25 protein-coding genes are annotated in these 22,400 nt (G+C 57.0%); 7 read left to right on the top strand and 18 right to left on the bottom strand.

Annotated features, from left to right (window positions below; genetic code table 11):
• Positions 1-99: 99 nt before the first annotated feature.
• A complete protein-coding gene (gene ompC / locus G9X48_RS07880) occupies positions 100-1,224 on the bottom strand; it encodes a porin OmpC (RefSeq protein WP_038880114.1) in 1,125 nt (374 codons plus the stop codon).
• A 645-nt stretch (positions 1,225-1,869) separates the two neighbouring features.
• On the opposite strand from ompC, the gene G9X48_RS07875 reads away from it, so the two are divergent.
• From G9X48_RS07875 to G9X48_RS07865, 3 genes are read left to right on the top strand one after another with little or no spacing between them, the layout of a single operon-like run.
• The gene (locus G9X48_RS07875) at positions 1,870-2,568 is read left to right on the top strand and encodes a phosphohydrolase (protein WP_007868970.1); all 699 of its coding nucleotides are present in this window, start codon (positions 1,870-1,872) and stop codon (positions 2,566-2,568) included.
• Positions 2,569-2,628: 60 nt separating this feature from the next.
• Positions 2,629-4,062: a DNA cytosine methyltransferase gene (locus tag G9X48_RS07870; RefSeq protein WP_227003058.1), complete on the top strand. Its 1,434-nt coding sequence runs from the start codon at positions 2,629-2,631 to the stop codon at positions 4,060-4,062.
• Positions 4,046-4,543 carry a very short patch repair endonuclease gene (locus G9X48_RS07865; RefSeq protein ID WP_007868965.1) on the top strand — a complete coding sequence of 166 codons (498 nt, stop codon included), beginning with the start codon at positions 4,046-4,048 and terminating at the stop codon, positions 4,541-4,543. Before G9X48_RS07870 ends, G9X48_RS07865 begins: the two co-directional genes overlap by 17 nt.
• A gap of 3 nt (positions 4,544-4,546) precedes the next feature.
• On the opposite strand, the gene yedA is transcribed toward G9X48_RS07865, so the two are convergent.
• Positions 4,547-5,458, bottom strand: a complete 912-nt coding sequence (yedA, locus tag G9X48_RS07860; RefSeq protein ID WP_007868962.1) for a drug/metabolite exporter YedA — start codon at positions 5,456-5,458, stop codon at positions 4,547-4,549.
• A 178-nt stretch (positions 5,459-5,636) separates the two neighbouring features.
• Between yedA and G9X48_RS07855 the strand changes: the two genes are divergently transcribed.
• The 3 genes from G9X48_RS07855 to dgcQ all read left to right on the top strand — a co-directional run bounded on the left by G9X48_RS07855 (position 5,637) and on the right by dgcQ (position 8,697).
• Entirely contained in the window at positions 5,637-6,551 is a 915-nt protein-coding gene (locus tag G9X48_RS07855; protein WP_004388132.1) for a DUF808 domain-containing protein, read from the top strand.
• An 89-nt stretch (positions 6,552-6,640) separates the two neighbouring features.
• A complete protein-coding gene (locus G9X48_RS07850) occupies positions 6,641-6,823 on the top strand; it encodes a DUF2158 domain-containing protein (RefSeq protein WP_007868958.1) in 183 nt (60 codons plus the stop codon).
• 203 nt (positions 6,824-7,026) lie between these two features.
• Positions 7,027-8,697: a cellulose biosynthesis regulator diguanylate cyclase DgcQ gene (gene dgcQ, locus G9X48_RS07845; protein WP_007868956.1), complete on the top strand. Its 1,671-nt coding sequence runs from the start codon at positions 7,027-7,029 to the stop codon at positions 8,695-8,697.
• A gap of 3 nt (positions 8,698-8,700) precedes the next feature.
• Here the strand turns inward: dgcQ and G9X48_RS07840 are convergent, their stop codons facing one another.
• Positions 8,701-9,516 carry a mannosyl-3-phosphoglycerate phosphatase-related protein gene (locus G9X48_RS07840; RefSeq protein WP_007868953.1) on the bottom strand — a complete coding sequence of 272 codons (816 nt, stop codon included), beginning with the start codon at positions 9,514-9,516 and terminating at the stop codon, positions 8,701-8,703.
• A gap of 302 nt (positions 9,517-9,818) precedes the next feature.
• Complete coding sequence (locus tag G9X48_RS21275; RefSeq protein ID WP_004388135.1) at positions 9,819-10,031, bottom strand: DUF2525 domain-containing protein; 213 nt, start codon at positions 10,029-10,031, stop codon at positions 9,819-9,821.
• A 123-nt stretch (positions 10,032-10,154) separates the two neighbouring features.
• On the opposite strand from G9X48_RS21275, the gene dsrB reads away from it, so the two are divergent.
• A complete protein-coding gene (gene dsrB / locus G9X48_RS21270) occupies positions 10,155-10,343 on the top strand; it encodes a protein DsrB (protein WP_004388136.1) in 189 nt (62 codons plus the stop codon).
• 168 nt (positions 10,344-10,511) lie between these two features.
• Here the strand turns inward: dsrB and rcsA are convergent, their stop codons facing one another.
• From rcsA to fliF, 14 genes are all read right to left on the bottom strand, one after another.
• A complete protein-coding gene (gene rcsA / locus G9X48_RS07830) occupies positions 10,512-11,135 on the bottom strand; it encodes a transcriptional regulator RcsA (RefSeq protein ID WP_004388137.1) in 624 nt (207 codons plus the stop codon).
• A 348-nt stretch (positions 11,136-11,483) separates the two neighbouring features.
• Entirely contained in the window at positions 11,484-12,272 is a 789-nt protein-coding gene (fliR, locus tag G9X48_RS07825; RefSeq protein WP_012124383.1) for a flagellar biosynthetic protein FliR, read from the bottom strand.
• A gap of 11 nt (positions 12,273-12,283) precedes the next feature.
• A complete protein-coding gene (gene fliQ, locus G9X48_RS07820) occupies positions 12,284-12,553 on the bottom strand; it encodes a flagellar biosynthesis protein FliQ (protein ID WP_004388139.1) in 270 nt (89 codons plus the stop codon).
• Between the two features lie 11 nt (positions 12,554-12,564).
• Positions 12,565-13,302, bottom strand: a complete 738-nt coding sequence (fliP, locus tag G9X48_RS07815; RefSeq protein ID WP_007868948.1) for a flagellar type III secretion system pore protein FliP — start codon at positions 13,300-13,302, stop codon at positions 12,565-12,567.
• Positions 13,302-13,679, bottom strand: coding sequence for a flagellar biosynthetic protein FliO (gene fliO / locus G9X48_RS07810; protein WP_007868947.1), 378 nt, complete (start codon positions 13,677-13,679; stop codon positions 13,302-13,304). Before fliO ends, fliP begins: the two co-directional genes overlap by 1 nt.
• Positions 13,680-14,144, bottom strand: coding sequence for a flagellar motor switch protein FliN (gene fliN, locus G9X48_RS07805; RefSeq protein ID WP_004388142.1), 465 nt, complete (start codon positions 14,142-14,144; stop codon positions 13,680-13,682).
• Complete coding sequence (fliM, locus tag G9X48_RS07800; protein WP_004388143.1) at positions 14,137-15,141, bottom strand: flagellar motor switch protein FliM; 1,005 nt, start codon at positions 15,139-15,141, stop codon at positions 14,137-14,139. The genes fliN and fliM overlap by 8 nt, the downstream gene beginning before the upstream one ends.
• A gap of 4 nt (positions 15,142-15,145) precedes the next feature.
• Positions 15,146-15,619, bottom strand: a complete 474-nt coding sequence (gene fliL / locus G9X48_RS07795; RefSeq protein WP_004388144.1) for a flagellar basal body-associated protein FliL — start codon at positions 15,617-15,619, stop codon at positions 15,146-15,148.
• A 103-nt stretch (positions 15,620-15,722) separates the two neighbouring features.
• The gene (fliK, locus tag G9X48_RS07790; RefSeq protein ID WP_054625874.1) at positions 15,723-16,985 is read right to left on the bottom strand and encodes a flagellar hook length control protein FliK; all 1,263 of its coding nucleotides are present in this window, start codon (positions 16,983-16,985) and stop codon (positions 15,723-15,725) included.
• Positions 16,982-17,425, bottom strand: coding sequence for a flagellar export protein FliJ (gene fliJ / locus G9X48_RS07785; RefSeq protein WP_004388146.1), 444 nt, complete (start codon positions 17,423-17,425; stop codon positions 16,982-16,984). The genes fliK and fliJ overlap by 4 nt, the downstream gene beginning before the upstream one ends.
• A 21-nt stretch (positions 17,426-17,446) precedes the next feature.
• Positions 17,447-18,817, bottom strand: a complete 1,371-nt coding sequence (gene fliI, locus G9X48_RS07780) for a flagellar protein export ATPase FliI (protein WP_012124387.1) — start codon at positions 18,815-18,817, stop codon at positions 17,447-17,449.
• Complete coding sequence (fliH, locus tag G9X48_RS07775; protein WP_004384855.1) at positions 18,817-19,521, bottom strand: flagellar assembly protein FliH; 705 nt, start codon at positions 19,519-19,521, stop codon at positions 18,817-18,819. Before fliH ends, fliI begins: the two co-directional genes overlap by 1 nt.
• Positions 19,514-20,536 (bottom strand): flagellar motor switch protein FliG, encoded by a 1,023-nt coding sequence (gene fliG, locus G9X48_RS07770; protein ID WP_004384858.1) that lies wholly within the window; start codon positions 20,534-20,536, stop codon positions 19,514-19,516. The genes fliH and fliG overlap by 8 nt, the downstream gene beginning before the upstream one ends.
• Positions 20,533-22,245 (bottom strand): flagellar basal-body MS-ring/collar protein FliF, encoded by a 1,713-nt coding sequence (gene fliF / locus G9X48_RS07765; protein ID WP_029039567.1) that lies wholly within the window; start codon positions 22,243-22,245, stop codon positions 20,533-20,535. Before fliF ends, fliG begins: the two co-directional genes overlap by 4 nt.
• Positions 22,246-22,400: the final 155 nt, after the last annotated feature.

Here is a 22,400-nt window from a genome sequence, read left to right as displayed (position 1 = left end):
CAGGCATCCGGTAAAGGGGAGAGTGAAGGCGCGCGTGAAGAAGCGTGGAAAATAAAAAAGGCCCACACGCGGCGGGCCTGAAAAGGATGAGTAAAACGCTTAGAACTGATACACCATACCAATGCCTACGATGTCGTCGGTTGCGATGCCATTATCTTTATAGAAGTCGTCGTCGCTATCCAGCAGGTTGATTTTGTAATCAACGTAGGTCAGGAAGTTCTTGTTGAGATACCAGCTGGCACCGACATCCGCGTATTTAACCAGATCGTTGTCCTGGTACTTACCGGCATACCACAGATCTTTACCGCGGGATTGCAGGTAGGCCAGTGACGGGCGCAGGCCGAAATCAAACTGGTACTGCGCCACGATTTCGATGTTCTGCGTTTTGTTGGCAATGCCGTCGCCGTCGCCATACGGCGTCATGTTGCGGGTTTCAGCATAGGTGGCGGCAAGATAGATATTGTTGGCGTCATACTTCAGGCCAGTCGCCCACGCATCCGCGCGTTCGCCGCCTGCGACGATAGAATCGCCACGGCTCTCATTAACCTGTTTTGACGTACGGTCAGAGGATGAATAGGCCGCGGATGCGCTAAAGCCCATACCGAAATCATAGGTCGTGGAGAGACCAAAACCGTCGCCGTTCTGGGTCTGGATGCCGTGACCGTTGTTGGTGCCTTCGTTGCCGTTGCCGTCGTCTTCGTTATTGCCCTGGTATTGCAGCGCGAAGTTTAGCCCGTCAACCATGCCGAAGAAATCGGTGTTGCGGTACGTCGCCATCCCGTTGCCGCGGCCCACCATGTAGTTATCGCTGTAGGTGTAAGAGTCACCACCGAATACCGGCAGCATATCGGTCCAGGCTTCAACGTCATAAATCACGCCGTAGTTACGGCCATAATCAAAAGAGCCGTAATCGCCATATTTCAGGCCCGCGAACGCGAGTTTGTTGTAAGAGGTGTTGCTGTCCTCGGTGCTGTTGGCCATGATTTTGTTGTTCCACATGCCATAGCCGGTCAGCTCTGAACTGATTTGGGTTTCGCCTTTAAAGCCGAATTCCAGATAGGTGCCGTCGCCGTCGTCACCCGGGTTATCGGAAAAGGTATGACGCGCGTCGACTTTACCAAACAAATCGAGTTTATTGCCGTCTTTATTATAAATCTCTGCCGCATTCGCAGCGCCTGCCATTAATAAAGCGGGTACTACAAGAGCCAGTACTTTTCTTTTCATTATTAATTTCCTTATCGTCATAAATAAAATAAATGAATGGTTTAATTGAATGACGTAACGGAGCATCGTCCGCGGCACGCATATTAGCAGAATGTAAAAACGCCACAAAAATTATTTCCCAGGGCGAATTCTGGTGAAAATTAATATATTTGTGTTGGTTATTTTATTTTTTCTTTCATTATTTTCATCAATGTTCTTGGTAGGGCGTTGAAATTATTTATAAAGGGTTGTTCTGGCTGAAGTACAGGTCCAGAGGGCATGGTGGCTGGTTTTTCTGGATGTGCGCGCTATCAAATAAATAAGCGTTAAAGGCATCAGCAATAAAAGACAATTGCCTGTTGAATTATTATTCGGATAATTAATTTTCAGAAAAAAGAACGGTACGAAGCGGGTCTGTCAGCGCTGAAAAAAGTCCGGTTCCGGTGTGTGAAAATAAAAATCAGATAAATGATGAATGCTTCCTTTTTTAAGGAGCGACTTTTAGGACCCGATATCAATCATTATCCCTGCTACCCGGCACGTGCTTTTTACTTAGCGATTTGTTACGCCTGCAGAAAGCCGTCCGCGCAAAAGCGCATAAAGCATGCTAATTTTGTGATCTGCATTACAGAAAAAACCGGACTGACCCGCGTAGAAGGAGACGCTATGTCGCTCACCCACTGGCAGCAGCGTTTTGAAGACTGGCTGCATCAAAGCTGGAATCAGGATGACAAAGCGCATGATATCGCGCATTTTCGCCGCGTCTGGAAAACCGCGCAGCAGATCATGGCAGGCAGTGAGGCCAACCGTCTGGTGGTGCTGACCGCCTGCTATTTCCACGACATCGTCAATTTGCCGAAAAACCATCCGCAGCGCCATCTGGCCTCGACGCTGGCCGCTCAGGAGACGTTGCGGATTCTGGACACTCACTTTCCCGATTTCCCACGAGAAATGTATGACGACGTGGCCCATGCGGTGCGTGCGCACAGCTTCAGCGCCGGTATTGCGCCGACGACGCTTGAGGCCAAAATTGTGCAGGACGCCGACCGGCTGGAGTCGCTCGGGGCTATTGGTCTTGCGCGTGTCTTTTATGTCTCCGGCGCGCTTGGCCGCGCCCTGTTCGACAGTGACGATCCGCTTGCCGCACACCGTGAACTCGACGACACCGCCTGGGCGCTCGATCACTTCCAGAAAAAATTGCTGACGCTGCCTTCCACCATGCAAACCGAGGCGGGCAGGGCGCTGGCGCGCCATAACGCTGATTTTCTCGTGCATTACATGGCCAAGCTCTGCGCCGAGCTGAAGGGCGATTTTTGTGAGCTTGATGAAGAGGTACTGCGTCGCTTTATTCAGGTTACGCCTTAACCGCAGCCCCGCGCGAAAGTGTGTTACTCTGTCCTATATCGGTTTTGTATGGCGAAGGTAATGCTCGACAATCACGCTGTTACTGAAGACGGACTGGCAGGCGCGGAGTTCAACGCCGCTCCTGCGCTGAGCGCACACGCGCTGCTGCAAAAAGTGCTGGAGATTTACGACACCAAAACGGTGGTGGCGCTGTTAAATGAGGCAGGCGAAAAGCGCTGGAGCCGCGCCAGGCTTAAGCGCCAGCAGCTCAACGCGGATGGCGCGCGTCTTGGCCCGCAAGAGTATCGCCGCCTGCTGGCGTTACTGCCCACGCCACCGCGCCATCATCCGAACTACGCGTTTCGCTTTATCGATCTCTTCGCCGGTATCGGCGGTATTCGCAGCGGGTTTGAAGCCGCAGGCGGCCAGTGCGTGTTTACCAGTGAGTGGAATAAACACGCGGTGCGCACCTATAAAGCCAACTGGTATTGCGATCCGCAACTGCATCAGTTCAATGAAGATATCCGGGATGTCACGCTAAGCCATAAGCCTGAAATCAGCGACGAGGCCGCCGCCGAGCATATCCGCGCGTGTATTCCGCAGCATGACGTTCTGCTGGCGGGCTTTCCGTGTCAGCCGTTTTCGCTCGCGGGCGTGTCGAAGAAAAACGCGCTGGGCCGCGCGCACGGTTTTGCCTGCGAAACTCAGGGCACGCTGTTTTTCGACGTGGTGCGCATTATCGCCGCGCGCCAGCCTGCGATTTTCGTGCTGGAAAACGTCAAAAACCTGAAAAGCCACGACAAGGGCAATACTTTTCGCATCATCATGCAGACGCTGGATGAGCTGGGCTATGAAGTGGCAGACGCCGCGGAAATGGGCCCGGACGATCCGAAAATCATCGACGGCAAACATTTCCTGCCGCAGCACCGCGAGCGCATCGTGCTGGTGGGCTTTCGCCGCTCGCTCAATCTGCACGACGGGTTTACGCTGCGCGCGCTGCCTGAGTTTTACCCCGCGCGTCGCCCGGCGTTTGGTGAACTGCTCGACCCGACCGTCGATGCCCGCTACGTGCTGACGCCGACGCTGTGGAAATATCTCTACCGCTACGCCCAGAAGCATCAGGCGAAGGGCAACGGCTTTGGTTATGGTCTGGTGGACCCGCAAAATCCCGCAAGCGTGGCGCGTACGCTCTCGGCGCGTTATTACAAAGACGGCGCGGAAATCTTAATCGACCGCGGCTGGGATAAAGCGCTTGGCGAGCGGGATTTCGACGATGCCGCCAACCAGCAGCGCCGCCCGCGCCGCCTGACGCCGCGCGAATGCGCGCGCCTGATGGGCTTTGAAGCGCCGCAGGGCAGCGCGTTTCGCATTCCGGTTTCCGATACCCAGGCCTATCGCCAGTTCGGCAACTCGGTGGTGGTGCCTGCTTTTGCGGCGGTCGCAAAGTTACTGCGTCCGCGTATCGCGCAGGCGGTGCGGCTGCGGCTGGAGAATCGCGATGGCGGACGTTCATAGCAAGGCCGTTCGCAGTAAAAATATGCGCGCCATCGGCACCCGCGATACCGCCATTGAAAAGCGGCTCGGCGCGCTGCTCACAGAGCAGGAGTTTACCTTTCGCGTGCAGGACGCCGCGCTCGCCGGTCGCCCCGATTTTGTGCTCGACGACTACCGCTGCGTTATCTTCACCCACGGCTGTTTCTGGCATCATCACGACTGCTATCTCTTTAAAGTGCCTGCCACCCGCACCGATTTCTGGCTTGATAAAATCGGCAAAAATGTGGCGCGCGATAAGCGCGATGTGGCCACGCTGCTCAGTGAAGGCTGGCGCGTGCTGTTAGTGTGGGAGTGCGCGTTACGCGGTCGTGAGAAACTCTCTGACGCGGCGCTCGCCGAGCGGCTGGAAGAGTGGATTTGCAGCGGCGGGGCGCATGCCGAAATAGACATCCAGGGCATTCACGCCCTTGAGGGCGAGCGGCCTGCGCCACCCGCCGGTTAAGGTTTACTTCTGAACGTCACAGGGCTCAACGACCGGTTTAGCCGGCCGCAGATATTTACCGAGCGTCACCAGCAACACCGCCACAATGATCACGCCAAGCGCAATCCACTCAATCTGTGACAGGCTCTCGCCGCCAAAGCCGGTGCCAAGCAGCACCGCCACCACCGGGTTGACATAGGCGTAGCTGGTGGCGACCGCAGGCGAGACGTTGCGGATAAGATACATATAAGCGTTGATGGCAATCACCGAGCCGAACAGCGCCAGATAGCCCACCGCCAGAAAGCCGGAGAGATCGGGCATCGCGGTCATCCGCTCGCCGGTCAACAGCGACGCCGCCATCAGCACCAGGCCCGCCGCCAGCATCTCAATCGCGCCCGCCATCATTCCCGTCGGCAATTCAATACGCGAGCCGTAGACCGAACCGAACGCCCAGCTTAGCGAGCCAATCAGAATTAACAGCGCGCCCCACGGATTCCCGTTCAGGTTGCCGCCGCTGTTTAACAGCACAATGCCCGCCAGGCCAATCGCCACGCCGAGCCACTCCAGCTTACGGGTCTGGATGCCAAAGAAACGGCTGAAAATCAGCGAGAAGAGCGGGACGGTTGCGACCATCACGGCGGCGATGCCCGATGGCACATGCTGATGCTCCGCCACCGTCACAAAGCCGTTACCGACGGCCAGCAGCAGCACGCCAATCAGCGCCGCGTTTAACATCGGGCGACGCGCCGGGAGTTTGTGGCCGGTCGCCAGCAGATATGTCAGCAGCAGAACGCCCGCGCAGAGAAAGCGCACGCCCGCCATCATAAACGGCGGCCAGCTTTTCACGCCGACGGCAATCGCAAAATAGGTGGAACCCCAGATGATATACAGCGCGAACAGTGCGCCAAGCAGCGGTAATACTCGACCGAAACGCATACTCCCTCACGACGTGAAATAAAGAACGCTTATAGTGAACGCTAAAATTATTGCCGAGGCGAGATTTTTAATTGTTTCGCTTAGGTTAATTTTGCGTTGACAGAAGGTGGTAGTTTCGGGGTAGCGCCTTTTACTCCATACTTAACACTTCAGAATCACAACACGAAGGAATGAAATTTTGGCCGGAAGTAGTTTATTAACGCTGCTGGATGATATCGCCACGTTGCTGGACGATATCTCAATGATGGGAAAACTCGCGGCAAAAAAGACCGCCGGGGTGCTGGGCGACGATCTTTCGCTTAACGCACAGCAGGTGACTGGCGTGCGCGCGAATCGCGAACTGCCGGTGGTCTGGGCGGTGGCGAAAGGATCGCTGCTCAATAAACTGATTCTGGTGCCGCTCGCGCTTATCATCAGCGCCTTCGCGCCGTGGGCCATTACCCCGCTCCTGATGGTGGGCGGCGCGTTTCTGTGCTTTGAAGGCGTGGAAAAGGTGATGCACAGCATCCACGCGCGTAAACACAAAGAGACACCGGAGCAGAAACAGCAGCGTCTGAATGAGATAGCAAAGCAGGACCCGAAACTCTACGAGCGCGATAAAGTGAAAGGCGCGGTGCGCACTGACTTTATCCTCTCGGCGGAAATCGTCGCCATTACGCTTGGCATCGTGGCCGAAGCCCCGCTCTTAAACCAGGTGCTGATATTAAGCGGTATCGCTGTTCTTGTGACGCTCGGTGTTTATGGCATCGTGGGCGTCATTGTGAAGCTTGACGATATGGGGTACTGGCTTGCGGATAAACGCTCGGCGCTGGCGCGCGGCGTTGGTAAAGGGCTGCTGGTGACGGCGCCGTGGCTGATGAAGGCGCTCTCTGTCCTCGGCACTATCGCGATGTTTCTGGTGGGCGGCGGTATTGTGGTACACGGCATCGCGCCGCTGCATCACGGGATTGAACACTGGGCGCAGAGCCTGGGCGGCGTGGGCGCGGCGGTGATGCCCACGGTACTAAACCTGGTGCTCGGTTTTATCCTCGGCGCTGTCGTGCTCGCCGTTGTTTCGCTTATCGGACGGCTGCGCGGTAAACCGGCGCATTGAGAATATTCCTGAAACTGCATGTCTGACAGGCGAAAATCGCGTGCGTTGACTATCTTCTGGATGTTTTCACACTGATAAAGGAGGCAGGCATGGTCTTTTTAGTCAGCGATGAAGTCCGGCGCAAAAACAGCGGTCAACGCATGGTCGTGACCGGTTATTCAAGCGGCATGGTGGAATGCCGCTGGTATGACGGTTACGGCGTGCAGCGGGAAGCGTTTCGTGAAGACGAACTGCTGCCCGGCGAAAGGAAATCTCGCGAAGAATGTCGTTGAAAGAACGCCCGGTTTACACTGCCGGGCGTTTTCTTTTCCCCCTCCATCCTGCAACAGATCAATGACATCCTTTTACTTTCCAGGCGACAATCCGTAAAAAAACGGCCACACTTTTAATATCCGCGCCGCCTGGTATTATCTGAGCCGCCTGACCTTCACTCTGCTTCATCCAGTCGAGCCTTTATCAGTACAGGGAGTCTGACGTGCCTGACAAGTTACTCATCAGCCGCTGGCGGACCAAAAACCCTATTCGGGTCGTCAACTTCTGCTTCTGCGCCGTCTTTATCTTCTCCACGCTGCTGACCTGGCGTGAAGGAGTTATTCTGCAGGACGCTTTTATCTCCTCGCAGCGCAATCAGCTCGACAGCATCGCCACGGCGATGGACCGTAATCTGCAATACAGCGTCGATAAACTGCTGTTTTATCGCGCGGGTATGCGTTATGCCATGCATAACCTGTTAGAAGGCCCGCAGACCGACGCTCTCATCGCCGGGTTTAAGGCGGAGCGCGATAAACCTGAATGGACGCTGCCGACCGGGCGCGATCTGGCACCGGAAATTCAGGGCGTATCTGACGCGTTTATTGGTCAGAGCACGCTGCTTGAGCGCGACGACGCGTTACTCTATAGCGAGCTGAATGCGACGCTGGCGCTCGGCCACATGCTGAGCATCGCCGATGCCCGCGCTGAGCGTCCGGAAGTACGCACTTTTTATGTGTCGCGCGCCGGTTTTTACCTCACTAATTTGCCGTTTTACGGTCACGGCAGCATACCGGAACTCTACTACCAGCAAGTCAGTAGCCGCTGGTTTCTCGATCAGTCGCGGCGGCGCAATCCTGGGCGTGGCGTGCGCTGGCTGCACGGGCGCGATCTCAGCATGCCCACGGGGCAGCGCGTCACCGTCAGCATCCCGCTGGATGATAAAGGCCGCTGGTTCGGTGTGCTGGCGATGGATTTCCCCATCGGCGCAATGCGCGATTTCCTGAAAAACGCACTGAATGACGACGACAGCGGCGGCGAAATTCTGCTTTTCGACAGCCAGCTAAGCCCGATAGCCACGACCGCTTCCGGCAGCGACACCGCGCTGCATTTCACGGCGCAGGATAAAGCGATGCTGGCCCGCCAGATGGAGCTTGGCAACGCGGGCGACGCGCGGATGGATACCCGCTTCATCACCTGGGCGAAGCTCGATTATTTCGACGGTGTGCTGGTGAAAGTCACCACGGTGTCGCAAAGCGCGGAAGGGAAATTCGGCAAAGTGGCGATGGTGCTTGGCCTGCTGTGGCTGCTCTTTACCGCCATGCTGTTTCTCTCCTGGCGGGTGATCGTGGGCATGGTGCGCAATATGCTGACCATGCAGCGCTCGCTGAAATGGCGCGCCTGGTATGACACGCTGACGCGCCTGTACAACCGTGGCGCGTTCTTTGAGCGCGCGCGTATGGCGGCGAAAACGTGTTTTGCGCAAAGTGAACCGTTTTCGGTTATCCAGCTCGATCTCGATCACTTTAAAAGCATCAATGACCGCTATGGTCATCAGGCGGGCGATAAGGTACTGACGTGGGCGGCGGGCATGTTAAGCCGTTCGCTGCGCGCCCAGGATGTGGCGGGGCGCGTCGGTGGGGAGGAGTTTTGCGTGATTCTGCCGGGTACGACCGCTGACGGGGCGCGCCAGGTGGCAGAGCGGATACGCCAGCGCATCAACAGCCAGGAGATTCTGGTGCGCCCGGATACGACCATTCGTATCAGCGTGTCGGTAGGCGTGAGCGAGGCGCGACGCGACGGCGATTACGATTTCGAGCATCTGCAGTCGATAGCCGATCACCGGCTTTATCTGGCCAAACAGCGCGGGCGCAACCAGGTATGTGACGAGGGGTAAGGCTTATGCCTTACCCAGAAAATGATCGAGCCCTTCGCGAAAGCCCGCCGGGCCGCGCTCGGTCGTGCGGTAGACGCGGGCGGGATCGTCATTTTTAAGCATCACGCCCTGGCGGTTTAAGCCTTTCACCACCACCGCCAGGTCGACGTTATCAAGCAGCGAGGCATCATCCGGCCCGTCGCCAAGCCCGATTGTGGTGCGCAGTGTGCCTTCACGCTTGCGGTACTGCTCTTTCAGCCAGTTCACCGCCTGGCCTTTACCGCCGCGTGCATCCAGCACATGCCAGAAGCGGCCACCCTCAATCATCATCAGGCCGAGCGCTTCAAGGCTTGCGGTAAAGCGCGCCAGGTTTTCGTCGCTGTCGCGCCAGATAACCGTCTCGGAGGCTTCCAGCAGCGTCGCCATCGCGGCAAGTTTCGGGCTAAGCCCGGTCCATTCGGCAATGGTTTTCTCCTCCACATCGCTGAAGCAGAAAAGCTTATAGCCGTGCTCGTCGCGCAGGCGGTTAATCACGGCGAGGATGTCGTCATGGGGAACGCCATTTAGCAGGCGAGGGAAGTCAGGGCTATCCTCCCAGGCGGCGTCAAGCTGAATAATCGCGCCGTTCTCGGCAATAAAAGGCTGCCCGGAGAGACCAAGCGCATCCTGGATGGCGATAATTTCCGCCGCCGTTTTGGTGCTGGAGAGAATCACCGGCACCTGATGGTCGATAAGGCGAGTAAGCCACGCCTGCGCCGGTTCCCATTCATGCGTATTCGGGTCAAGCAGCGTGCCGTCCAGGTCGGTAATCACCAGCAAATCGTCATTCAGATGCGCCATAGTGGCTCCTTTTTACGCGCAGCCATTTGCCTGGCTAACCAGGAATAATCTCAATTAATCGGCCTTTTTTGCAGGGTTATTTTGAGATCGTTGCCACGAAAGGCGCGCGGTTGTTGGCTTGCAGTGAATATATGGTCACATAATATTAGCAGCGTATTATTCACCAAGAAAATATATCCTTGTGTGGCAAAAATTTTGCGGTATGTTGTTCATCGACATCAGTTTCCCTGGTGTAACGAATTTTAAGTGCTTCTTGCTTTCGCAAGCTTATCCCGGCTCCCCAGGCCGGGATATTTTTATGCTCAATGGTTCACTTCGCTCGGCCCCGCATCGCGGATATCCAGTTCAAACTCCTCGCCAAGCTCCCGACACGTATCCTTTCTGCGCGCATCCGCCAGCGTCGGGGAGACGCATTCTGGCGTGTGCCGCTCGTCTTCGCTAATCACCTCAATCGCGCCCAGCAGCGCGTCAATATCAGCCTGTGGCGTTTCTGGCGTTGGGTTTTCCGGTTTCATGGCATTCACCTCAGACGACCCCATCACACTAATTATAGCTGTCCGCTGGCAGGCGCCACTCAGCTCGGTGCCAGCAAAGCGGTTTTGTTCTACACTGGCACAATAGTGATAAGAGGAGCAGTTATGAACGTTAACGATCGGGTTACCGTTAAAACGGATGGCGGGCCGCGTCGTCCAGGCGTGGTGCTGGCCGTTGAGCCTTTTAATGAAGGTACGATGTATCTGGTTTCACTGGAGGAGTATCCGCTGGGAATATGGTTCTTTAATGAGAAAGATCACCCGGACGGGATATTTGTCGAAAAGGTAGAATAATACGTCATATTTTTTACTTATTGTTACGCCGCTCCGTTAATTCGGGGCGGCGTTATTTTTAAGACAGGGTTCATCCTCGCCTGAGCGATATGATGATGAGTCATGTAATCGTTCCGACGAGCGTCAGAGACGAATCGTGTAGGGTACAGGGTAAATTAACGTGCTGCGTTAGCGCATATTCACAAAAATGCCGTTGGTGACGTTATCGGTCAACCGCACAACATGATAGATCACTTGCTTATTATGGGTCTTGATTTTACGTTTTATATTCCCTTTGTGAGATGAAACTGTCTTGGCCTTAATATTCATCTGATCGGAAATCTGAATCGTATCCTGGCCAGACATCCACATTCTCAGCATACTGGATTCAGTACGGCTTAAAGAGAGTGTAGGCAAACTGATTTTCCCAATACACTGCATATCTTTGGTTAAATAATCTCCCAGAATAGCGTCCAGCGACTCTGGTTTAATCGATTTAGAGCTAATTAACAGATTCTTACGCACCCGTAAATATTCATCGAAGTGAATATTGGCAATCGCCATAAAAACGATAAATAACGTACCGGGATGCTGATTAATGATGTGCTTTATATGCTGACTGCTTTCGGGATCGTGAATAAAACAGTCTTCATTAATAAACACCACATGGGGCTTACGCAGCTGACAGGCTTCTTCCAGAGTTTCAACACTATCAGCATGAAATATCTGACGTTTTCTGACTCCTCTTGTCGATAAATAACCGGTTAGCCCGAGCCTGGTATAGCTGCAGAGATCCATAATAATCGTTGACATAGCCTACCCTCACTAAACGCGTTATCCGTTAAAGCACAACGATTGCTCCACCAGCCTGAGAACGACCGCCGTTCTGCCAAGACCAGCATTTACGGGATAATAAAGCGTCAAACGGCGTACCGCAGACCGATAGCGTGAATCGTATCAGCCGGGTATCGAAGTCATTCAGGCGACCCCAACTATCCCGTAAAGTTACGTATAATTTGCCAGGAAAGTTCTTAAAGTAAAGAGGCGATCCGGTTCTGTGAGAGGCGTAAAATCATTAATTCCGCCTGGGATGTATGGTCAGCCAGAGAATATATTTTCAATATTAGGAATATCCTTAGGATGACCATTTAAAGAGAGGGGTTAACCCTTTGCAGGAATTTCGCTAACGATATCAGTCAACAAGTGAAATATTTCTGCGAATAAATGTTCACAGAACGGTGCTATTAAGGGCATTAACGCAGCGAGGACGATTATCCCGATACTCAGCGTCAGCGGAAAGCCAATGGCGAATACGGTCAACTGCGGGGCCATACGGTTTAACAGGCCAAGCGCCAGGTTTAATGACAGCAAAAGGGTAATCATCGGCAGCGCCAGCATGACGCCATTAATAAAAATCAGACCGCCCGCGCGGGTCAGCGCCATGAAAGCGTTGCTGTTAATCGCTTCGCCGCCAATGGGCAGGGTGTGAAACGTGTCGGCAAGAATGGAGATAAGCCACAGATGACCGTTAACCGTGAGAAACAGCAGCATCGCCAGCATATCGATAAAGCGCGCCAGCACCGGCATATTCAGTCGGCTGCCCGGATCGAAAAACGTGGCGAATGAGAGCCCCATTTGCAGGCCGATAAGCTCGCCTGCGGTGCGCACCGCCGCGAAGGCAAATTGCATCGTAAAGCCGATGGCAACGCCGATAAGGATCTGCTGCAACCCCAGCCACAGCCCTTCGAGCGAGAAAATCGGCACGTTACTGCCGGGAATATTGGGCGCGAGCGCGATGGTAATCAGCAGCGCCAGACCAATCTTGACGCGGATGCTAATGGAGCGCTCGCTTAAGATAGGCGCGGTGCTGATAAGGGCCAGCACGCGCAGCAGCGGCCAGAAGTACAGAGTCAGCCAGTGAAGATACTGGTCGCTGGTGAATTGCAGCATGGGCGCGGCCGTCAGCCGATGATATACGGCAGGTTAGAAAACAGCGTGCGCATATAGTCGAGCAGCAGGTTGAGCATCCACGGGCCCGCCGCCACGATAACCACAAACACCGCCAGAATTTTCGGAATGAACGAGAGCGTCATTTCGTTAATCTGGGTGGCCGCCTGCAAAATACTGATAAACAGGCCGGTCACCAGCGCCACCAGCAGCAGGGGCGCGGCGAGCGCGAGCGCGACTTTCATGGCTTCCGTGCCCATCATCATGACCGATTCTGGCGTCATCATGCACCTCGTTAACTGTAAAAGCTTTGGGCAAGCGAACCGACAAGGAGCTGCCAGCCATCAACCAGCACAAACAGCATCAGCTTGAAGGGCAGGGCGATAGACGCAGGCGGCACCATCATCATCCCGAGCGCCATCAGCACGCTCGCCACCACCAGATCGATGATCAGGAAGGGGATAAACACGGTAAAGCCAATCTGGAACGCGGTTTTCAGCTCGCTGGTAACATACGCGGGCAGCAGGATGCGCATCGGCACCGCTTCCGGCCCCTGAATCGGCTGCGTATTGGCAAGCTTTGCGAACAGCGCCAGATCCGCCTCGCGGGTCTGACGCAGCATAAATTCACGCAGCGGTTGCGCGCCGCGGTCGAGCGCCACTTCCATCGAAATTTTGTTTTCGTTAAACGGCTGATAGGCGTCGGAATAGATCTTATCGATAACCGGCGACATGATAAAAAAGGTCAGGAACAGCGCGAGGCCCAGCAGCACCTGGTTTGGCGGCGCGGACGGGGTGCCGAGCGCGTTACGCAGCAGACCGAAAACGATAATGATGCGCGTAAAGCTGGTCATCATTAACAGAATGGCGGGCAGGAACGTCAGCGAGGTGATAAACACCAGCGTCTGTACCGGCAGCGACCAGCTCTGACCACCGCCCGATATCGGCTGGCTGACAAGACCCGGCAGTTGTGCCATCGCAGGCGCCGCCAGCAGGCCGAGCGCGAGGAAAGAAAGATTTAACCAACGACGCATTACTTTCTCCCGCTACGCTTAAGCAGATTTTTCATCAGGTTGTGGAATTCAGCGCCCGGCACGGTTTCCGGCTCCTGCGCGGGGGGCGCAGGCGGCAGAGTGTGCAGGGGCGTGATAGAGGTGGCGGTCACGCCCAGCACCAGGCGGGCGTCTTCCACTTCGACAATCACAATCTTTTCGCGAGCCCCAAGGCTCAGGCTGCTGTTGAGCTTCAGACCACGCATCCCGGTGCTTTTAGCCGCGAAGCCAAAACGCTTTGCCATCCAGGCAAACAGCAGAATAAAGAGGATAATCAGCGTCAGCGCGCCGCTTACCTGGATTAAGGATGAGCCGGCGTCGGGCATTGCCGGCTGTGCAACCGTGGTCTGATTTTTCATTTAACGACTCAGGCGACGCATACGTTCTGACGGGGTGATGATGTCGGTGATGCGCACGCCATATTTATCGGCGACGACCACGACTTCACCCTGAGCAATCAGGTAACCGTTGATGAGGATATCCAGCGGCTCGCCGGCGAGACCGTCCAGCGCGACCACGGAACCCTGCGTCAGACGCAGCAGCTCTTTAATGGTCATGCGGGTGCGGCCCAGTTCCACGGTGAGTTTCACCGGGATATCCATAATCAGGTTGATATCCTGGAGCGCGCCGACCATGTCGCCGCCTTCCAGCGCGCGGAACACGCTATCCGCCGAGCTCTTGCCCGCGGTTTTCTGCTCGCTCAGCGCATCGGCCCACAGATCGTCTGCGGAGTCGCCGGTGCTTTTTTGTTCTTTCAGTGCATCAGCCCACAGATCGTCCATTTCACCAGCATTTTCATCGGACGGTTTGTTAATGTCACTCATTGGGCTGTTCCTCATTCAGCGAATTCAAAATTGGGTTGATCAAATGTTCAACGCGCAGGGCGTATTGCCCGTTTACGGTGCCGTACTGGCTGGTGAGAACCGGTACGCCATCCACATGCACCAGAATGCGATCCGGCTTATCAATGGGCAGCACGTCGCCTGGCTTCAGCTTCAAAATCTTCGAGAGTCGCAGCGGGATCTCGGCGAAGTTAGCAATTAACTCCAGCTCCGAGTGCTGCACCTGCCGTACCAGAGTGTCGCGCCAGTTCTGATCTTCCTGACGGGAGTTTTCCAGCGGCGGGTTAACCAGCAGTTCGCGCAGCGGCTCAATCATGCTGAACGGCAGACAGATATTAAACTCGCCGGTCAGGTTACCAATCTCGACGTGAAACGGGGTGTTAACCACGATATCGTTCGGCGAGGTGGTGATATTGGTAAATTTCACCTGCATCTCTGAACGCACATACTCCACGTCCAGCGGGTTAATCGCTTTCCACGCGTCGCTGTAGGCTTCAAGCGCCAGCTTGAGCATACGGTTGATGACGCGCTGTTCGGTGTGGGTAAATTCGCGGCCTTCCACTTTAGTCGGGAAGCGGCCATCACCGCCGAACAGGTTGTCCACCGCGATAAACACCAGGCTTGGCGAAAACACAAACAGCCCGGTACCGCGCAGCGGTTTTAAATGAATCAGGTTAAGGTTGGTCGGCACCGGCAGGTTGCGGGCAAACTCGTGGTAGGGCTGAATACGAATCGCCCCCACGGTGATGTCCGGGCTGCGGCGCAACAGGTTAAACAACCCCATACGGAACTGGCGCGCGAAGCGTTCGTTGATAATCTCCAGCGCCTGGAGGCGCTCGCGCACCACGCGACGCTGGGTATTGGGATCGTAGGGGCGAATGTCGCCATCGCCACCTGTCGCTTGCTGTTCCGCGCTCTGCTCGCTGTCGCCGTTTAACAGCGCATCGATTTCGGCCTGAGAAAGAATGCTGTCGCCCATGGCTTTACCGCAGAATAAAGGCAGTGTAGAGGACGTCAGTCACTACCTGCTTCGGTTGTCCTGCCACCAGCGGCGCGGAAAGCGTCTGTTTAATCGCTTCCACCAGCTTCTGTTTGCCTTCATCGGTCGCGAGCTGTGAGGCATCCTGACGGGAGAAGAGCAGCAGCAGACGGCTGCGCACTTCCGGCAGATAGTCGCTAAGACGCTGGCGGGTCGCCTCGTCCTTCAGACGCAGCGTAATGCCGACATATAACACACGGTCGGCATCACCCAGGTTCACGGTGAAGGTGTCCAGTGCGAAAAAGACCGGCGCTGGCGGCGGTTCTGGCGCCGCTTTAGCCGCGGTGGTGCCATGCTGCTGCATACGCCAGTAGCTGTAACCTGCCGTCGCACAGGCAGCGAGAGTTATAATGACCAGTAACGGGATCCAGATGGAGCGTTTACGGCCTTTACCTTTGGTGATTGCGCTGTCAGTCATCAGACTCGGGTTTCCTGTATCAGTACTGCGATAGAGTGATTATCCCGTCTCTGCGCGCAGTCAAAGCCTGGAAAAAACGGGAATAATCACGTTACCTCTGGCGTTAGGCAAAGATATCGACCGCGCCATTGCCGCGAGCGGCTGCCTGAAGGCTTGCCGGAGCGGCAATCGCCTCTTCTTCACCATTCAGGCTAAAAGCGCCGCCGGAACGGGATGCGGCAGACTGTTGCGGGTTGTTTTGCTGCTGCTGACCGCTAAAGTTTTCGCTGCTGATGCTGCTCTGACCGAGCTGAATGCCGTTTTCCGCGAGCTGCGCGCGCAGCGTCGGCAGGGCGGCTTCCAGCGCTGCACGCACATGACTGTGCGGCGACACCATCTGAACCTGCGCCATATTGTCGTCAATCTTCAGGCTGATCTGCACTGCGCCCAGCTCTTCCGGGTGCAGGCGCAGTTCGGCGCTCTGCTGACCGTTGCGGGTAAACAGCGTGATGTGCTGGCTCACCGAGTTCTGCCAGTCCGGGGTGCCGAGCGGCGCGGTGACCTGCGGGGTCGGCATCGTCATTGCCGGCGTGGTGTTCTGGGTGCCTTGCGTGGTCGTGGAGGCCAGCGCGTGCAGGTTCAGGTTATGCGGCACCTGCGTGCTGCTCACATCCGCGGCGGTTTTATCGACCGTCGAGACCGGCGCGACAACATCCGAAGCGGCCTGGCCGGTGACCGGCGCAGTCGCAGCGGCGGCCGTCAGCGGGGTGGCGGCGTCATCGCTTTTCGCGCTGGTTTTGGCATCGCTTTTGGCGTTGCCGAGCGTCTGGGTCAGGCTTGCCGTCGGGCTAAAACCATTAGCGCTCAGCGCGGCAACGCCCTGCGCCTGGGTTTGCATTGGTGCGTCAGCCGCCGCGTTCGGCTGCTGGGTCTGCGGCAGCATCGCGAAGAGGGCGCTTAACGCGGCCATATCTTCGTCGCTGAGTTTTTTATCGTCGTCAAGACCGGCGGTTTTCAGCGCGGGCTTCGCGGCGTCCGCCGTCACTGCCTGCGCGTCGCCGGCGGCAAGCGTCAGATCGGCCGGGGTGATCTCGCCGTTGGTCAGTTGATCCAGCAGGCGTGCGAGATCGTTCTGCACCCCTTGCTGGCCCGCCGTGGCATCAGCCAGCGTTTTACCCGCCAGCGTCTCTTTACCGGCACCCTGCAACTGCGCGAGCGACAGCGTTTTACCGTCGTCAAACGGCAGCTTGCCTGAGAAATGCTGGCCTAACAGCGCCAGAAAATCCTGCGCCGCGTCGCCGCCTTTCGCATCGACGCCTTTCAGCCCGGCACCGGTGCCAGTCGCATCGACGTCACTGGTAAGCACAACATTGGGCAACGTAATCATTCGCCTTTCCTCATTGATGCCCGCTGGGCAAATTCATCCATTCTTTTTTGATCGAGCCGGTTTTCCGCCAGCAGCGCCGCGCTGGCGTGCCGGTCCTGGAGCGTTTGCCAGGCCTGAAGACGCTGCTTTTTCTCTTTCCAGAACGAGAGCGCCTGATCGACTTTGGTATTCCACTGCGTAAGCTGGAGGCGATGCTGTTCAATCGCTTTCTCCAGCGTCTGGATAAACTGCTGGTAATTCACCCAGCGGTTACTGGCAATCCCCTGGGTCATGGTCTGATTCAGGTTATTGCGATATTCCTGCTGATAATTCATCAGCATCGACAACTGTTCTTCCGCCTGCTGACAGCCGCGACGCATTTCGCCAAGCCGCAACGCGGCATCGTCGACTTCTTTCTCAGCCATATCTTTAAGCGTGTTCAGCGCGCCATTTTGTTTCATGGCTACCTCCCTCATACCTCATCAAACTGACGGGAAGATAAGTTCCAGTGCCTGCAACGCATCCTCTACACCGGAACGTTCGTAAATACCCTGCTGCAGAAACGCTTCCAGTTGCGGCCACAGCGTAATGGCGCGATCCAGCATCGGATCGCTGCCTTTGGCATAAGCCCCAACGCTCACCAGGTCGCGGTTGCGCTGGAAACTTGAAAGCAGCTGTTTGAAGGTCCGCACGCGCGCGTAATGCTCTTCGCTGATGATGGCTGTCATCACGCGGCTGATGGACGCTTCGATATCAATCGCCGGATAGTGACCGGCTTCCGCGAGGCGACGCGACAGCACGATGTGGCCGTCGAGAATGGCGCGCGCGGAGTCGGCGATCGGGTCCTGCTGGTCGTCGCCTTCGGTCAGTACGGTATAAAACGCGGTAATCGAGCCGCCGCCGCTGATGCCATTACCGGCGCGCTCGACCAGCGCGGGCAGTTTGGCGAACACCGAAGGCGGGTAACCTTTGGTCGCAGGCGGCTCGCCGATAGCCAGCGCGATTTCACGCTGCGCCATCGCGTAACGGGTCAGCGAATCCATGATCAGCAGAACGTGCTGACCGCGGTCGCGGAAATCTTCTGCGATGCGGGTGGCGTAGGCGGCACCCTGCATACGTAATAAAGGAGAGACATCCGCCGGGGCGGCAATCACCACCGAGCGGGCGCGCCCTTCGGCGCCGAGAATGTTCTCGATAAAGTCTTTGACTTCACGGCCACGCTCGCCGATAAGCCCCACCACGATGACATCCGCCTGGGTGTAGCGCGCCATCATGCCGAGCAGTACCGATTTACCGACGCCGGAGCCCGCGAACAGGCCCATACGCTGGCCGCGACCGACGGTCAGCAGGGCGTTAATCGGGCGCACGCCCACGTCCAGCACATCTTCAATGGCGGTACGTTGCAGCGGGTTAAACGGCGGGGTGATAAGCGCGCCGGTGGTTTCGGTGTCAGGGGAGGGCAGACCATCAAGCGGCTTGCCCGCGCCGTCCAGCACGCGGCCAAGCAGTTGCGGGCCGAGCGGCAGCTGTTTGCTGCTCTGTAACCCTTCGCCCCCCCCCGAACGGGCATAGACGCGCGCGCCCGGCAGAATGCCTTCGACTTCTTCAAGCGGCATTAAAAACAGTTTCTGGCCGTTAAAGCCGACCACTTCGCTTTCCACTTCCTGGAGCTGCGTGCCTTCCTGACGTTCGATAATACAGGTCGCGCCGAGCGGCAGTTGCAGCCCGGTCGCTTCCAGCACCAGGCCGGTGGCGCGGGTCAGGCGGCCGTAGCGGCGCACCGACGGCAGTTGCGCCATTTTGGTCTCGAAGTTATCGAGCGTATTGAGCCAGCGGGTCAGACGGGCGGTCATTACACCACTCCTGGTGCGGCCAGGCGGCACAGTTCCTGCCAGCGCGTCGCCACGCTCGCATCGAGATCGCCTTCATCGGCGGAGACTTTGCAGCCGCCCGGATGGAGGGTCGGGTCGCCGCGCAGACGCCAGCCGTGCAGGCTTAAGGTCGCGCCGAGCATCTCTTCGACGCGCTGTAAATCGTCCGGATGCACGCGCAGCTGCGGTTTGCCGCTGAACAGCGGCTCCTGCTGCAACAGCGTCTGGATCTGCTTAATCAGGTGGTTGTTATCCACCTGAACGTGGCCGATCACCTGGCGCGCGGCTTCCAGCGCCATCTGCATCAGGCGCGAGGCGATGACGCTGTCGAGCGCGTCCAGGGTGTACTGGAACTCGCTGACCAGCTGCTGCATACGCGCGTGTATTGGCCCCTGCTGGGCGCGCGCTTCGGCGAGCCCCTGTTCGAATCCTTTGGAATGGCCTTCCTGGCGGCCCTGCTCGAAGCCCTGCTGACGCCCTTCGGCAAGCCCGGCGTTAAAGCCTTGCTCATGCGCCTGGGTTTGCATCATCACCAGCGCCTGCTGCTGTTGCTGCAGGCGTAACTGCTCTTCGTCGACTTCTTCGCTTTCGCCGCTGACCGTCTCGTCGAATGCCGTGAATTCCGGCATTACAGGCGGGGAGAGGTCATCCGGCATCCAGCGCTGCCAGGGAAGCTTATTAGACATAGGTATCCTCGCCGCTGCCAATTACCATCTCGCCGGTTTCCGCCAGACGACGGACGATGAGCAGGATAGCTTTCTGTTCGTTTTCCACCTGAGACAGACGCACCGGCCCGCGGTTGGCCAGGTCGTCGCGCAGGATATCGGCCGCACGCTGCGACATGTTGCGCAGGAATTTCTCGCGCAGCGGCTGCTCGGCACCTTTGAGGGCGATAAGCAGAGATTCGGACTCCACTTCCTGCAGCAGGCGCTGGATGGAGCGGTCGTCGACTTCCACCAGGTTTTCGAACAGGAACATTTCGTCGATGATTTTCTGCGCCAGATCGCCGTCGAATTCGCGCACTGCCGTAATAACGGCTTCTTCTTGCTGCGTTTTCATCAGGTTGATAATTTCCGCCGCTGTTCTCACGCCGCCCATTTTGCTGCGCTTGAGGTTCTGGCCGTCGAGCAGGTTGTTCAGCACTTCGGTCAGCTCCGCCAGCGCCGCCGGCTGGACGCCGCCGAAGGTGGCGATACGCAGCATGACGTCGTGACGCAGACGCTCGTCGAACAGCGCCAGGATATCCGCCGCCTGGGCACGTTTGAGGTGCACAAGAATGGTGGCGATAATCTGCGGGTGTTCGTCGCGAATAAGGTCGGCGGCGCTCTGCGGCTCCATAAAGTTGAGCGTTTCCATACCCGAAGTGGTCTCTTTGGAATCGAGAATATCTTCGAGCAGGCTGGAGGCGCGCTCTTCGCCCAGCGCTTTGACCAGCACCGAACGCAGGTAGTCGTTGGTGTTGATGCTCAGCGCCGCGAACTGTTCCGCTTCCTGTTCAAACTCCGCCAGCACGTCAGTCAGCTGTTTGTTAGAGATCTGACGCACGCTCGCCATCGCGGCGCTGAGGTGCTGCACCTCGCGAGGCGAGAGGTGTTTGAACACCTCCGCCGCGCGGTCTTCACCGATGGTCATCAGCAGAATGGCGCTTTTATCGGTACCCGACAGACCATTGGCATTAGCGTTGGAATTAGCGTTACTCATAGCTCGTTACTCATCCACTGGCGGATGACCAGCGCGACCACGCGCGGATCGTTGTCTGACATTTCGCGGATACGCTGGCTCATTACTTCGGCGCTCAGGCGCTGGTTAGCGCGGCGCTGCTGCGTCTGTTCGTCTTTGCTCAGGCGAACTTCCACGGACTCTTCCACTTCTTTACGCTGCTGCTGCATTTCCTGGACGCGCTTCACTTCTTCAGCACGGCGCTGCAGCTGCGGACGGACCGCTTTACGCCACAGCAGCCAGGCGACAATCAGCACCACCAGCCAACGGCCTGCGGACAGAAGCTGATCGATGAATGCTTGTTGCTTCCAGAACGGCAGTTCGCCACCGGATTCATCGCTCGCGGTAAACTGCGAGTTAACGACGTTCAGGGTATCGCCGCGCTTGTCGGAGTAGCCCATCGCTTCGCGGGTCAGGTCTTCAATCTGTTTCAGCTGCTCGGCAGTCAGCGCGAGCGGCTTGCCATTGCCCAACTGACGGTAGTTCACCACCACCGCGACGGAGAGACGCTGCACGTCGCCCACGTTCATTTTGGTGTGGCGAATGGTGCGATCCACTTCGTAGTTCGTGGTTTCATCACGCTGGCTGCTGTGCGGGCCGCTGCTCGCACCTGCGGTGCTGGTGCTCTGGGTACGCTGCGCGTTCTGACCATTCGCATTCTGACCGTTGGCGTTCTGGCCATTGTTCTGGCCGGCAGGCGCGTCGATAGGCGCGCTGTTGGCCGGAGCAGGCTGGTTAGAGAGCGCGCCCGGTACGCCGCCCGGATAGGCACCGCCCACCTGGTCGTTGGTGTTCAGCTGACGAGAGCGGACAGCCATCTGCGACGGGTCGCTGTTCGGACGGTACTGCTCTTCGGTCTGTTCTTTATTAGAGAAGTCGATCTGCGCGGTGACCTGGGCATGGACGTTGCCGGTGCCGACGATAGGCGCAAGGATAGATTCGATACGGCGCTGAATACGGCCTTCAACATCGGAGGCGTATTTAAGCTGCGCGTCGTTAAGATCACGAGCGCCGGTGCCGGACTGCGTCAGCAGGCGACCGGTTTGATCCACAAGCGTTACGTTGCCCGGCGGCAGGCCCGCAACGGCGCTGGACACCATGTGCACGATGGCGGCGACCTGGCCATCATCGAGCGCGCGGCCCGGCTGCAGGTTCAGGGTGACCGACGCGGAAGGGGATTTCTGCTCGCGAACAAATAAAGAGGGTTTCGGCATGGCGAGGTGAACACGCGCATTCTTCACCGGACCTAACGTCTCAATGGTGCGCGCCAGCTCGCCTTCCAGCGCGCGCTGGTAGTTAACCTGCTCGCTGAACTGGCTGATGCCGAATTTTTCCTGATCCATCAGCTCAAAGCCCACGGCGCCGCCTTTCGGCAGCCCCTGCTGGGCGAGACGCAGACGCAGATCGTACACCTTCTCGGCAGGCACCATGATAGAGGCACCGTTATCCGCAAAGTTGTAAGGAATATTCATCTGAGTCAGTTGGGTGACGATAGCGCCGCCGTCCTGATCGCTCAGATTGCTGTAAAGCACGCGGTACTCCGGCTGTTTTGCCCAGAGCACCAGAGCCACAATAATAGCCACCGCGGCGGCCCCGGCCACCATTAAGGGGATCTTCGGGTTTGCGCGTAAGCGGTTGAGCCACTCTACGGTTTTATTTTGTGGCGTTTGAGTTGAAGCTGCGGCAGTCATTGCGCCCCTCTTGACTCAGCGTTGACAGAATAATGCGTGTTATGAAGCAAAACGGACTCCCGGGTCGGCAAGCACGACTAAAGTTCCACTTGGATGGCGAGGGTCATTATTGGCTGTCGCGCGTTTTTCTATGGGTCAAATAGGTTGGTTTTTTA

It is taken from the genome of Cronobacter sp. HA18006 (assembly GCF_011605445.1).
GTDB lineage: Bacteria > Pseudomonadota > Gammaproteobacteria > Enterobacterales > Enterobacteriaceae > Cronobacter > Cronobacter sakazakii.
This window is presented reverse-complemented; position numbering and strand designations above follow the sequence as displayed.

What these genes read in the sequence shown, in the direction of transcription:
- ompC (WP_038880114.1), bottom strand. Translation starts at nt 1,224, where the DNA reads ATGAAAAGAAAAGTACTGGCTCTTGTAGTACCCGCTTTATTAATGGCA.
- G9X48_RS07875 (WP_007868970.1), top strand. Translation starts at nt 1,870, where the DNA reads ATGTCGCTCACCCACTGGCAGCAGCGTTTTGAAGACTGGCTGCATCAA.
- G9X48_RS07870 (WP_227003058.1), top strand. Translation starts at nt 2,629, where the DNA reads ATGCTCGACAATCACGCTGTTACTGAAGACGGACTGGCAGGCGCGGAG.
- G9X48_RS07865 (WP_007868965.1), top strand. Translation starts at nt 4,046, where the DNA reads ATGGCGGACGTTCATAGCAAGGCCGTTCGCAGTAAAAATATGCGCGCC.
- yedA (WP_007868962.1), bottom strand. Translation starts at nt 5,458, where the DNA reads ATGCGTTTCGGTCGAGTATTACCGCTGCTTGGCGCACTGTTCGCGCTG.
- G9X48_RS07850 (WP_007868958.1), top strand. Translation starts at nt 6,641, where the DNA reads ATGGTCTTTTTAGTCAGCGATGAAGTCCGGCGCAAAAACAGCGGTCAA.
- G9X48_RS07840 (WP_007868953.1), bottom strand. Translation starts at nt 9,516, where the DNA reads ATGGCGCATCTGAATGACGATTTGCTGGTGATTACCGACCTGGACGGC.
- G9X48_RS21275 (WP_004388135.1), bottom strand. Translation starts at nt 10,031, where the DNA reads ATGAAACCGGAAAACCCAACGCCAGAAACGCCACAGGCTGATATTGAC.
- dsrB (WP_004388136.1), top strand. Translation starts at nt 10,155, where the DNA reads ATGAACGTTAACGATCGGGTTACCGTTAAAACGGATGGCGGGCCGCGT.
- rcsA (WP_004388137.1), bottom strand. Translation starts at nt 11,135, where the DNA reads ATGTCAACGATTATTATGGATCTCTGCAGCTATACCAGGCTCGGGCTA.
- fliR (WP_012124383.1), bottom strand. Translation starts at nt 12,272, where the DNA reads ATGCTGCAATTCACCAGCGACCAGTATCTTCACTGGCTGACTCTGTAC.
- fliQ (WP_004388139.1), bottom strand. Translation starts at nt 12,553, where the DNA reads ATGACGCCAGAATCGGTCATGATGATGGGCACGGAAGCCATGAAAGTC.
- fliP (WP_007868948.1), bottom strand. Translation starts at nt 13,302, where the DNA reads ATGCGTCGTTGGTTAAATCTTTCTTTCCTCGCGCTCGGCCTGCTGGCG.
- fliO (WP_007868947.1), bottom strand. Translation starts at nt 13,679, where the DNA reads ATGAAAAATCAGACCACGGTTGCACAGCCGGCAATGCCCGACGCCGGC.
- fliN (WP_004388142.1), bottom strand. Translation starts at nt 14,144, where the DNA reads ATGAGTGACATTAACAAACCGTCCGATGAAAATGCTGGTGAAATGGAC.
- fliM (WP_004388143.1), bottom strand. Translation starts at nt 15,141, where the DNA reads ATGGGCGACAGCATTCTTTCTCAGGCCGAAATCGATGCGCTGTTAAAC.
- fliL (WP_004388144.1), bottom strand. Translation starts at nt 15,619, where the DNA reads ATGACTGACAGCGCAATCACCAAAGGTAAAGGCCGTAAACGCTCCATC.
- fliK (WP_054625874.1), bottom strand. Translation starts at nt 16,985, where the DNA reads ATGATTACGTTGCCCAATGTTGTGCTTACCAGTGACGTCGATGCGACT.
- fliJ (WP_004388146.1), bottom strand. Translation starts at nt 17,425, where the DNA reads ATGAAACAAAATGGCGCGCTGAACACGCTTAAAGATATGGCTGAGAAA.
- fliI (WP_012124387.1), bottom strand. Translation starts at nt 18,817, where the DNA reads ATGACCGCCCGTCTGACCCGCTGGCTCAATACGCTCGATAACTTCGAG.
- fliH (WP_004384855.1), bottom strand. Translation starts at nt 19,521, where the DNA reads ATGTCTAATAAGCTTCCCTGGCAGCGCTGGATGCCGGATGACCTCTCC.
- fliG (WP_004384858.1), bottom strand. Translation starts at nt 20,536, where the DNA reads ATGAGTAACGCTAATTCCAACGCTAATGCCAATGGTCTGTCGGGTACC.
- fliF (WP_029039567.1), bottom strand. Translation starts at nt 22,245, where the DNA reads ATGACTGCCGCAGCTTCAACTCAAACGCCACAAAATAAAACCGTAGAG.